The sequence below is a fragment of the Mesorhizobium sp. M6A.T.Cr.TU.014.01.1.1 genome, from assembly GCF_004022765.1.
GTDB classification, from domain to species: Bacteria; Pseudomonadota; Alphaproteobacteria; order Rhizobiales; family Rhizobiaceae; genus Mesorhizobium; species Mesorhizobium mediterraneum.
The window spans coordinates 87,304-98,241 of record NZ_RZPG01000009.1 but is presented as its reverse complement, the minus strand read 5'-3'; the positions used below and the strand labels follow the sequence as shown (position 1 = coordinate 98,241).

10 protein-coding genes are annotated in these 10,938 nt (G+C 64.4%); 9 read left to right on the top strand and 1 reads right to left on the bottom strand.

All coding sequences use genetic code 11. The features are described from left to right. From EN885_RS33855 to EN885_RS12330, 3 genes are all read left to right on the top strand, one after another. Positions 1 to 507, top strand: a 507-nt coding sequence (locus EN885_RS33855; protein WP_206616821.1) for a hypothetical protein, incomplete at its 5' end; no start/stop codon positions are given. 225 nt (positions 508 to 732) lie between these two features. After that, complete coding sequence (locus tag EN885_RS12335; RefSeq protein WP_245493070.1) at positions 733 to 1,617, top strand: hypothetical protein; 885 nt, start codon at positions 733 to 735, stop codon at positions 1,615 to 1,617. Between the two features lie 72 nt (positions 1,618 to 1,689). Beyond that, entirely contained in the window at positions 1,690 to 2,577 is an 888-nt protein-coding gene (locus EN885_RS12330; RefSeq protein WP_126105698.1) for a DMT family transporter, read from the top strand. 45 nt (positions 2,578 to 2,622) lie between these two features. Here EN885_RS12330 and EN885_RS12325 read toward each other — a convergent pair whose 3' ends face one another. Next, complete coding sequence (locus EN885_RS12325; RefSeq protein ID WP_095482756.1) at positions 2,623 to 4,044, bottom strand: LuxR C-terminal-related transcriptional regulator; 1,422 nt, start codon at positions 4,042 to 4,044, stop codon at positions 2,623 to 2,625. A gap of 249 nt (positions 4,045 to 4,293) precedes the next feature. Here EN885_RS12325 and EN885_RS12320 point away from each other — a divergent pair, with 249 nt between their 5' ends. The 6 genes from EN885_RS12320 (at position 4,294) to EN885_RS12290 (ending at position 10,901) form a co-directional block, all read left to right on the top strand. Next, positions 4,294 to 5,022, top strand: a complete 729-nt coding sequence (locus tag EN885_RS12320; protein ID WP_095482757.1) for a gamma-glutamylcyclotransferase — start codon at positions 4,294 to 4,296, stop codon at positions 5,020 to 5,022. After that, positions 5,006 to 5,236, top strand: coding sequence for a hypothetical protein (locus EN885_RS12315; protein ID WP_095482758.1), 231 nt, complete (start codon positions 5,006 to 5,008; stop codon positions 5,234 to 5,236). The genes EN885_RS12320 and EN885_RS12315 overlap by 17 nt, the downstream gene beginning before the upstream one ends. Positions 5,237 to 5,300: 64 nt before the next feature. After that, on the top strand, positions 5,301 to 6,860 hold the full coding sequence (locus EN885_RS12310) for a winged helix-turn-helix domain-containing protein (RefSeq protein ID WP_164897829.1): 1,560 nt from the start codon (positions 5,301 to 5,303) through the stop codon (positions 6,858 to 6,860). A gap of 238 nt (positions 6,861 to 7,098) precedes the next feature. Next, the gene (locus tag EN885_RS12305) at positions 7,099 to 8,049 is read left to right on the top strand and encodes a substrate-binding domain-containing protein (RefSeq protein WP_126105695.1); all 951 of its coding nucleotides are present in this window, start codon (positions 7,099 to 7,101) and stop codon (positions 8,047 to 8,049) included. 246 nt (positions 8,050 to 8,295) lie between these two features. Beyond that, positions 8,296 to 9,888, top strand: coding sequence for a sugar ABC transporter ATP-binding protein (locus EN885_RS12295; protein WP_128243077.1), 1,593 nt, complete (start codon positions 8,296 to 8,298; stop codon positions 9,886 to 9,888). Then, entirely contained in the window at positions 9,885 to 10,901 is a 1,017-nt protein-coding gene (locus EN885_RS12290) for an ABC transporter permease (RefSeq protein ID WP_126105693.1), read from the top strand. Before EN885_RS12295 ends, EN885_RS12290 begins: the two co-directional genes overlap by 4 nt. The last annotated feature ends 37 nt before the right edge of the window (positions 10,902 to 10,938 follow it).

Below are 10,938 nucleotides of genomic sequence, written 5' to 3'. Positions count from 1 at the left end.
CGCGACCGCGCGCTCGCGGCCCGACAAGGCATCGAGCGTCTGCGCTTTCGAAGCGTCATTGACCGTCATGATGGAAACCGCCCCAGGACAGAATACTACAAATGCAGGAGGTCGAATACTGCATCTGCCCGATCCCGCCGCAGGCGCACAAATTGCACGATCGCTTGCAGCAACAAGCTGCAATCAGGGGAGGTTTCCATGCGTCCTGTTTCCATAGTGCTGGCATGCACGATCTTGAGTCTTTCCGCCGCCCAGTCGCCGTCGTTCGCAAGAGGATGCAGGCAGGTGCTGGAATCGGATGTGAAAATCACGAGCATGCGCCTCTATGCCGACATCCTGGCCAATGCCGCCCGCAACGGCTGGGACTACACGCCTGAATCGATCGTCAGCGGCTCAAAGCGGCATTTCGAGGAGATGAAGCTCCAGTTGAACGACGCCGGCTATGAGATCGTCCCCGTCGGCGCCCGCCCGTATTGCAAACGGTTGGATAAGCTCGCCGCCCGCTAGCAACCAGCGATCCGCCCTTTGCGGCGCAAGCTTTCGGCAATGTTGAGCAGAAGACCGTGCCGGATCATCACGATCCGCTCAGCGCCGTGGGCTGTCAACGAGCGTCCATGAACCTTCCCGATGCTGCCGCCGGACAGCCCAGGCGACACCTCAGGCAAAACGCGTCGGGCGGGCAGCAAACCATCCCACCACCCACTGGACGTCGTAACTCATGAGGGGGATTTGATGAGGCTCGAAGACGACCATGCGCCACTCCGCCTGGACCATGCGCTGTACCATTTGGACGGCACGCCAGCCTGCCGGCGCAACGCCTCGGCGCTGGCCGATGTCCTGTCCTTCGAACCGTCGATACTCGACGAAAAACCGTTACCGAAGCTGCGGCCGAAAAGCGCTATCCTCGATTGGTATCGGACGGTGCGGGCTCTGCCGCGGCTTACCGCGGCAATCCGCTCACGCATGGCCGGTCCCGGCGGATATTACAATCTCGGCAATGCGCTCGGGCTGGTGACGGGTGTCACGGTCCAGATCGTCGCCGTGCCGCGAGGTCCCGGCCTGAGTGGCTCTGCCGCGCTCCTCGATTATTTCGCCGGCAGCATCGCCGCCATGGCACTGACACTGGCCACGCTGGTCTTCTTCTACAGCGGCGAAATCTACTGCCGCGCCTGGGCTGGAAAGCCGAGCCCCGACGCGTCCCTGAACCGCCTTGGCGACGTGCTGTCGGGGGTCGGGGCGATCGGGCTTGGCATCGCCCTGTTCCTGTTCGGTGAGCCTGTGCTTGCGGCGACCTCGGGCCTGCTGCATGCACTCGGCAAGTTTGGCAGCGCTTTCGCTGCCGGCAGGCCGTTGCCCGGCTGGCAAGCCACCTGGCCCGACCCGTTCCGCAGCGCCGTTCTGGCCAGCCGCCTGCCGGCGATGGTAGCGGCAGCGGCGGGGATCGGCGGTGCCTTGCCGCCGGTGTGGTCGGGCGCTTCCTCGACGCTCGTTGCTGCGCCGCTGACATTGCTCGTCTGCTACCTGCTATGGGCAAAGGCCGACCTGCTGCTGCTCCAGGACGGGCGAGCCGAGCGCGCGCTGGCTTCGCACGCCGGGAACCGCCGAGACGCAGTGTGACGCTCGCATCGGCTTTCCATCAACCGACTTGCGATCCGCCCTTTGCGGCGCAAGCTTTGTCGAGACATTGATATGTCGAGGGCGCAGGCCAACTGTCTGCTTCTGCTTGCTGCTGCCTTTTGGGGCTTCGGCAATGTTGCGCAGAAGACTGTGCTGGATCATCTCGATCCGCTCAGCGCCGTGGGCATGCGCTGCCTGATCGCGGGGCTCATGGTCGCGCCGCTGACGATGCTCGAATGGGGAAGGAAATTCGGGCCTGGCTATTGGATGAGCCTCACCAAAGTCAGCGTTCTGTTTTCGATTTCCATCATCGTCCAGCAGATCTCCTATCTCGACACCTCGGTTACCAATGCCAGCTTCCTGGTGAGCACGGCAACGGTGATGACACCGCTCGCGGCCTGGTTCCTGATTGGCGAGCGTCCGAATGCTGTCGGCGGGCTTGCGGCTGCCATGACATTGGTCGGTGTCCTGCTGCTGTCCGGAGGCTTGACCGCCAGCTTCAGCCAGGGCGATCTCGCTGCGATACTTTCGGCCGCGTGCTACGCGCTTTGGATGGTGGAGCTTGGCCGCCACATGCAGACCCACGGCGCGCCGGTCGCGACGGCTGCCGCGCAATTCCTGGGCGCCGCCGTGATCACTCTGCCGTTCGGCGCTCTTCAGGGTAATTTGTCGCTGGCCGCCGTCAGCGATGCAGGTCCGGAACTCGCCGTGCTCGGCATCTTCTCGACCGGTGCCGCCTTCGGCATCCAGACGATCGCTCAACGCTTCACGTCGGCCAGCCATGCCGCCGTGATCGTCAGCGCGGAGAGCGTATTTGGAGCGATTGGTGCGGCAATATTTCTGGGCGAGCGGCTGTCGCCGGTCGGAGCAGTCGGCGCTGCGGTCGTATTTGCATCAATCACCTTGCTGTCGCTGACGACCGACAAATCCGAAATCAGTAGGCCGGCGGTCGCAGATTGAGAGATTATCGGGGCAATGCGTAGTCGCGGACTCCTCGGCAAGGCCTCAACCGAGCCTTGCCAGCTTTGCGGCGTCGCGTATGGCTTGCACGGCATGCGGGTTTGTCACGGGATAGGCTGCGATGAAGCGTTCGACCGAAAAGTCCGGGAATTCAGCTTTCAAGCGGGCTGCAATCCTGGCCGCCTCGCCGGTCTCGCTCACGGCTGCGTGCGCCAGCGCCAAAAACATCAGCACGTTCGGAGAATCCGGCGAACTCCTGCGGAGCGCTGCGATGGCTTCGCGATGCCTGCCGGCGACGAACAGGATGCGGCCTTGCATACCGAAATACCAGGGCGGGGCCAGTGGATTGAGGCGCATGGCGCGCTCGATGAGCGGGATCGCCTCGGCCGGATCGCCGGCGACCAGGGCCTTGCTGCCGGCCAGCAGCGCCAGCGTGTCGGCATGATTGGAGCCGTATTCGAAGCCACGCTGATACGCGCGCTCTGCCCCCTCAAAGTCGCCGAGACATCCCTTGAGATCGCCAAGGCAGGTGTGGGCGGCGCTGTCCGTCGGGTCGAGCCGCAAGGCGTTTTCGACCGCCGCCCGCCAGTTCTCGATTGAGCCCGGCACATCGTCGCCAAAGCCGTTGCAGGCCTCGATGGAATAGGCATAGGCAAGCTCGGTCCAGGCCCTGACCAGAGTTGGGTCAAGCTCCAGCGCTCGTGAAAGCAGGCGGATTGCCTCGACATTGCCGGCGCGGCTGAACATGTTGTGCTGTTCGACGCCAAGCAGATAAAAGTCGTAGGCCCGCAGGCTGGCCGGCGGCTTGCGGCGGACCGCATTGCGGCCCACCGTGGCGATCGCCCCAAAACAGCCAGCAAGGACATTGATGACGCCTTCCGTCAGGCTGTCCTGCAGCTTGAAAACGTCCTCGACCGGACGGTCGTAGCGCTCGCTCCAAAGGCTGACGCCGTTCTCCGCATCGGCAAGCTCTATCGTCAACCGAACCCGCCGCTCTTCGGCGCGCAACTGGCCCGACACGAGATAGGTGGCGCCCAGCGCCTTGCCGTCCGCCGCGAAGTCGGCCGGCTTGCTGCCCAGCGATTTCATCGTGTGGAAAGCGATGACCGGCAAGCCCGCGTATCGCGCCAGGTCGATGGTGATGTCCGACGACAGACCGTCGGCAAAGCGCTGCCAGCGCTCTTCGGAATTCAGACATTCGATCGGGAATATGGCGAGCACCGGCGAGGCGTCGGACAAGGACGGAGCCGGCTGCGCGCTGGTGGCGCCGGCAAAATACGATGCGAGAGCAACTTTGTTGCGGACGCCAAGTTTTTCATAGATCGAGGCGAGATGGGTGCGGACGGTCGAGGGGGCGATGAACAGCGCCTCGCCGATCTCGCGATAGGTCAGGCCGGCGGCAAACTTCTCCGCGACCGCGCGCTCGCGGTCGGATAGAGCCGGCGAAGACGTCGCGATGCGGTTCATGGCAAATTTCCTGCCACCGGACGGAGAGACGGGTTCAACTGCTGCCGACGCAGGATACTACAAATGGAGAACCCTAAACACCGCATCTGGCCGATTGTGATGTCGCGCTTCGAAGCCGAAAGCTTCTCGCACGCCGCTCCGACCAGCCGCTGCGCTCCATTCGATTTCAGCACAATATCAGCATCCGTTCAGGACGCGGAGGCCATGTCGCGGCGATGCTCTCTCGGGAGACAAACCCGATGAGCGGCCATGACAATCGCCCTGACAGAAGACCTCCTCGCCAGGATCGATCGCAAGATCGAAGACGCCGGCTCGGCGCCCGGACTGCGCAATCTGGAGGATCGCGACTATGCCGACATTCGCACGCAGCTGCTTGCGGGACGCCCGCGTGACGTTTGGGTGTTCGCCTATGGCTCGCTGCTGTGGAACCCATGCTTCGAATTCGTCGAGGAGCGACCGGCGACCGTGCATGGCTGGCATCGGCGATTTTCGCTGTGGCTGACCCGCTGGCGCGGCACGCGCGAGCGGCCCGGGCTGATGCTTGCGCTCGACCGTGGCGGCAGCTGCCGCGGTGTCGTCTACCGTCTCCCCGACCTTGATATCGACGCGGCAATCGACCGGCTGCTGCGCCGTGAGATGAGCGCCAACCCGCCGACCAACATTCCGCGCTGGATCTCGGTTCGAGGCGCGGCTGGGAATTTTCGGGCCATCGCCTTCGTCGCCGACCGGAATGGCCCCGCCTATGCCGCAGGCCTTAACGAGCAGACCACGGTGGAAATCCTGTCGCTCGCCGCCGGCCACATCGGAAGCTGCGCCGACTATCTGCGCCGCACCGTCGTTCAGCTCGAAGCCCGCAACATCCGCGACGCCACGCTATGGCGGCTGCAGGGCAAGGTCGCCGCCTACCTCGGATCACTGCAATCCGGCACGCCCTTGCCGGCACCAACCCTGGAGATCGAACATGCATGCGAAGGTTGAGGAACCATTCCTCCCGTCGGCTCTGGCACGGGAAGCGGTGCACCGGATCCTGTCGACGGGCAACGTTGAATTCTGTGGCGGCGAAACGGCTCAGATGCTGCACTATCTCGACCTGCTGACGCCGAGTGAGACAGCCATGATCCCTGCCAAAACGATTCCTGCAGAAACGAGGCCGCGCCTGTGGCAGCGCCTTTCCGGCATCTTTCGGGCTTGACCTTTACAGGCTTATGCGGCTCCGATGATCGCTGCGCAATCAGGCGCAGCGGTGGTGCAGGAGCTTGGCACACCAGGTCGGCAGCTCGGTTCTCGATCTCGACCGCGGCACATTGCGGCGTGACGGCGAGATCGTGCCGGTGCGGCCAAAGACCTTCGACCTGCTGGCCTTCCTGGTGCGCAATCCCGGCCGAGTGCTGAGCAAGGACGAACTGTTACAGGCGGTCTGGCCCAGCACCATCGTGACAGAAGATTCGCTCACGCAATGCATTCGCGATGTGCGCAAATGCATAGGCGACGAGACGCAGTCGCTGGTTCGCACCGTGCCCCGGCGCGGCTACATGTTCCAGGCTGCCGACGACGGTCTGTCCGCTTCGCTGCCGCCGGCCACGGCTGCGGTTCAGATTGAACGCGCGCCCGAGCCGATGGTCGCCATCCTGCCGTTTCGCGTCAACCTGGACGATGCGACGGCAAAGCCGCTCTTCGACGGCGCGGTCGAGGAGATCATCAACGCGCTTTCCTACTTCAAGACCATCGCGGTGCTGGCACGCCATTCGGCCTTCGCGCTTGCCGAACATTCCGACCAGGACATCTGGGCGACCGCCGAGCGCCTCGGCGCCGACTATGTTGCGGAAGGCAGCGTCGAGAGCGCCGACGGCGGCTACAGCACGCACGTCGTCCTGTCCGAGACAGCGTCCGGCCGGCGCATATGGGCGCAGACGTTTTCGTTCAGGACCAGCGATATCTTCGTCTTTCAAAGGATGGTGGCGCAACGGATTGCGACCGCGCTGGTCGCTAATATCGAGAGCGCTGCCATGCGGCGCACATCCCCGGCGCCCGCCGCCAACGTCGAAGCCTATGTCCACATCCTGCGCGGCATGGCGCTTCTGCGCAGCTATGGCGAGGGCGTCAACCAGCAGGCCCGCGAACATTTGCTGAAGGCGCTCGAACGCGATCCGGATTCGGGGCTCGCTCACGCCTATCTCGCCTTAGCGGACATGATCATAGGCGGCTATGGCGGCGCGCCTCGCGCCTTGCTTGATCAGGCGCGGGACCGTGCCCTGCACGCCACGGCACTCAGCCCGGACGAGGCACGTTGCCACCGCATCCTGGCCTTGATCCTTATCTACCTGGCCGAATTCGACGCCGCCGCACGCCATTTCGCGCGCGCATTGGATCTTAATCCCTACGACGCCGACACGTTGGCCCAGACGGGCTTTTTCGAGGTCATACGCGGTCATGGCGAGACCGGCCTGATGCTGCTGGACCAGGCGATCCAACTCAATCCGATGCATCCCGCCTGGTATTATTACGACCGGGGTGAGGCCCTGCTTGTCCTTGGTCGCTACCCGGAAGCGGCGGCGTCTTTTTCCTGCCTTCCGCGAAAGAGTGCCTGGCAATGGGCGCGGCTGGCTGCCTGTCACGCGCTTGACGGCAATATCGACAAGGCAAGGGCCTGCACCAGGGAAGGCCGCCGCCTAAATCCCGGCCTGACCGAACAGGCAATCATGGCGGACCTTCACATGATGCGCTCGGAAGATCGGGAGCGGATACGGTCCGGTCTCGAGTTGGCTGGATGGGATGACGCGCAAATGCCGGATGCGCAAATGCCGACAACACCATGAGCGGCACCGGCATTGGCGCATGACGCGACTCCTACTGTTCTTGCGCAAACCTACGGCCTTGGCTAGCATCCGCCCGCAGGCACCGAGCGGAGGAGAACGTCGCGGTGGACCGGCTGGAGCGCCGTTGCGTCCCCTTGGGCGCTCAAAGGACACTCCATTTCTAGATCGACGCATGAACCTGCCGGAGACCCATTCCGGTTTTCGGGGTCGTGCGCTCATGGTGGAGGAGACTAAATTGATGAACAGACGTGAATTCCTGCTGTCGTCCGTGGCGATGAGCACATTGGCGCTGGCCGCTCCGCAACCGGCATTCGCCCAGGACAAACTGACCATTCTTGGTTCGGTGCCGAGCCTCGGCTTTCCGTTCTTCGTTCACATGCTGAACCAGATCAAGGCGGAGGCGCAGGCACAAGGCGTCAATCTGACCGAGAGCGATGGCCAGAATTCGGCACCCAAGCAGACTGCCGATATCGAGGCGGCGCTTGTGCAGAAGGTCGACGCCATCGTCATCTCGCCGCTCGACGTCAACGCGCTGGCCCCGGCCATCGAGCAGGCGGTGCAGGCCGGCATTCCCGTCGTCACCATCGACCGCCGCGTCGACGGCGTCGAAGGCATCCTCGCCCATGTCGGCGCCGACAATGTCAAGGGCGGCGAGGCCGAGGCGCAGGCCATGGTGGCGGCGTTCCCGAACGGCGCCAAAATCTTCCATCTGCAGGGCCAGCCAGGTGCTGGGCCTGCGATCGACCGCAACAAGGGCGTGCACAATGTTCTCGATCCGCTGAAGGACAAATACCAGATCATCTTCGAGCAGACCGCCAACTTCGCCCGCGCCGAGGCGCTCTCCGTCACCGAAGCCGGCCTTGCCGCCAACGGCAAGCCCGACGCGATCATCTGCGCCAACGACGACATGGCGCTTGGCGCGGTTGAAGCCTGTGCGGCGCGCAACTTCACCGACGTCAAGATCTACGGCTTCGATGCGCTCCCCGAAGCGCTGGTCGCCGTGCGCGACGGCAAGCTGGCCGGCACGGTCGAACAGTTCCCCGGCGAGCAGTCGCGCACCGCGGTGCAGATCGCCGTCGCCTATGCCAAGGACAAGACCGAGCCCAAGGAAAAGCTCGTGCTGCTGACGCCGATCGTCATCGGCAAGGACAATCTCGATAAGGCTGAAAGGCTTGGCGAGACGAAGTAGGAGCACAAAAGGGGCGCACAGCAGCAAAAGTAGCGTTCTGTCGCGCCCCCCTCTGCCCTGCCGGGCATCTCCCCCACTTGGGGGGAGATCGGCAGCTTCACCGATAGCGCCTTTTTTGCAACGCAGGAGATTGGCGAAAGCCAAGGCGACATCCAATCTCCCCCCTCGTGGGGGAGATGTCCGGCAGGACAGAGGGGGGCGCTGTCCCGCCAGCCTGCGTGGGAATCGGAATTCAAGGAGGATCGCTTGTCTCCAGCAGAAGCCGCAGCGCCGTCGCTATCCCCGGCCCTCCTCGCCGTCGAGGGCGTGACCAAGCGCTTTGCCGGCGTGACCGCGCTCAGCGATGTCTCGCTCGAGGTTCGGCCCGGCGAAATCCTCGGCCTGCTCGGCGAGAACGGCGCCGGCAAGTCGACGCTGCTCAAGATCCTGTCCGGCGTGATGCCGCCCACCAGCGGCCGCATCGTCTTCGACGGCGTCGAATTCGCTCCGCACAATCCGCAGGACGCCAAGCGCCTCGGCATCGTCACCATCTACCAGGAACTGAGCCTGATCCCGACGCTGACGGTGGCGGAGAACATCTTCATCGGCCGCGCGCCGCTCGGGCCGCTCGGCCTGGTGAGCTGGCGGAAGATGGAGGAAGCCTCCCGCGGCATCATCGCCCGCGTCGGTCTGGATCTCGACCCGGCGACGCCGGTGTCGGCACTGTCGGTAGCCGAGCAGCAGCTGGTTGAGATCGCCCGCGCGCTGTCGCTGAAGAGCCGCCTCATCATCATGGACGAGCCGACCTCGGCGCTGACCGAAACCGAAGTGCAGAAACTGATGTCGATCATGGGCCGGCTGCGCAAGGACGGCGTCGCCATCATGTTCGTCACCCACCGGCTGGAAGAGGCCTCTGCCATCTGCGATCGCATGACAGTGCTGCGCGACGGCAGGTTGGCCGGCCATCTCGATCGCGAGGGCGGGCCAATCAAGTTGCCGAAAATCATCGAGAAGATGGTCGGCCGCGCCGCATCCGAGCTTTATGCCAGGCCGACGCTGCGCGATGTCGCCGGCGACGTCAGGCTTTCCGTGCGCGGACTGCGCACGGTGCGCGATCCGCAGGCGCCGCATGCCATCGTGCTCGAAGGCGTCGACCTCGATCTCAAGGCTGGCGAGATCCTCGGCGTCGCCGGCCTCGTCGGCTCCGGCCGCACCGAGCTCGCCCGCGCCATCTTCGGCGCCGACCGCATTGCCGCCGGCACCATCACGCTCGACGGCAAGCCGATCGCACCCGCATCTCCCGCCGACGCCATCGCGCTCGGCATCGGCCTGGTGCCGGAAGACCGCAAGCATCAGGCGATCTTCGCCGCGCTCGGCATCCTCACCAACTTTTCCATCGCCGCACTCGGCCGCTACTCCAACGCCGCCGGCTTCATGACCGAGCGGCGCGAGCGCGAAGCGCTGGCAAGCTACCGCAAGACGCTGTCGATCCGCATGGCCTCGCCCGAGCAGCCCATAGAAGGGCTGTCCGGCGGCAATCAGCAGAAGGTCATCCTCGCTCGCTGGCTGGCGCGCGATCCCAAGGTGCTGATCGTGGACGAACCAACGCGCGGCGTCGACGTCGGCGCCAAGGCCGAGGTGCATCAGATCCTGGTGCAACTCGCGGCGCGCGGCATCGCCATCATGATGATCTCGTCCGAATTGCCCGAAGTGCTTGCGGTGTCGGACAGGATCGTCACCATGCGGCGCGGACGCATCACCGGCGAGATGCCCGGCATCGAGGCGACAGAGGAAAAACTGATGGAACTGATGGCGCTCGACCAAACGCAGGAAGCCCAGAATCAGGAAGCAATGCAATGACCAGCACGACCGAACAGAGCCAGCGCGGCGGCATCAATGTCGCGCGCCTGCTGATGAGCTTCGGCCCGCTGATGTTCCTGGCGCTGCTGATCGTCGTCTTCACCGTCCTGAAGCCGAGCTTCATCGACCCCATCAACATCTTCAACATCATGCGGCAGATCTCGATCACCGGGCTGATCGCGCTCGGCATGACCTTCGTCATCCTCACCGCCGGCATCGACCTTTCCGTCGGCTCGCTGCTGGCCTTCTGCGGCATGGTCGCGGCGGTGGTGGCCAAGGGCGGCACCGCCAACACGCTGTCGCTGTCGACGTCTGGCACCCAAGGTTTTGGCTGGTTCGCCGCACTTCTGGCCGCCGTCGTCGTCGGTGCGCTGGCCGGCGGCGTCCAGGGCTTTGCCATCACCAGGCTGAAGGTGCCGCCCTTCGTCGTCACGCTCGGCGGTCTCACCGTGTTTCGCGGCCTGACGCTGACGATCTCCAATGGTGGCCCGATCTCCGGCTTCGATGCCTCGATGCGCTGGTTCGGCACCGGCCTGATCGGACCGGTTCCGGTGCCCGCGATCATCTTCGCGGTGGCGGCGATCCTGTGCCACATTGTGCTGCGCTACACGCGCTACGGCCGCGCGGTCTACGCCGTCGGCGGCAATGCCGAAGCGGCAAGGCTGTCAGGCCTGCGCGTCGACCGCATCCTGATCTCGGTCTATGTCATCGTCGGCTTCTTCGCCGGCCTGGCCGCCTTCGTGTTGTCGGCGAGGCTCAATTCCTCGGAAGCCGTCGCCGGCATCGGCTACGAGCTGACGGTGATCTCGGCCGTCGTCATCGGCGGCACCTCGCTGTTCGGCGGCATTGGCTCGGTCGGCGGCACGGTGGTGGGCGCGGCACTGATCGGCGTGCTGCAGAACGGGCTGCAGTTCAACAACGTCTCGTCCTACACCCAAAGCATCGTCATCGGCCTTATCCTCATCCTCGCGGTAGCCTTCGACCGCTGGCTGAAATCGCGAGTGAGGCGGTGATCCGAGGAGCGAAGGCTGCGATGCAATAAACTGCCGG

Coding starts and splice junctions, on each gene's coding strand:
- EN885_RS12305 (WP_126105695.1), top strand. CDS start 7,099: ATGAACAGACGTGAATTCCTGCTGTCGTCCGTGGCGATGAGCACATTG.
- EN885_RS12335 (WP_245493070.1), top strand. CDS start 733: ATGAGGCTCGAAGACGACCATGCGCCACTCCGCCTGGACCATGCGCTG.
- EN885_RS12330 (WP_126105698.1), top strand. CDS start 1,690: ATGTCGAGGGCGCAGGCCAACTGTCTGCTTCTGCTTGCTGCTGCCTTT.
- EN885_RS12290 (WP_126105693.1), top strand. CDS start 9,885: ATGACCAGCACGACCGAACAGAGCCAGCGCGGCGGCATCAATGTCGCG.
- EN885_RS12325 (WP_095482756.1), bottom strand. CDS start 4,044: ATGAACCGCATCGCGACGTCTTCGCCGGCTCTATCCGACCGCGAGCGC.
- EN885_RS12315 (WP_095482758.1), top strand. CDS start 5,006: ATGCATGCGAAGGTTGAGGAACCATTCCTCCCGTCGGCTCTGGCACGG.
- EN885_RS12320 (WP_095482757.1), top strand. CDS start 4,294: ATGACAATCGCCCTGACAGAAGACCTCCTCGCCAGGATCGATCGCAAG.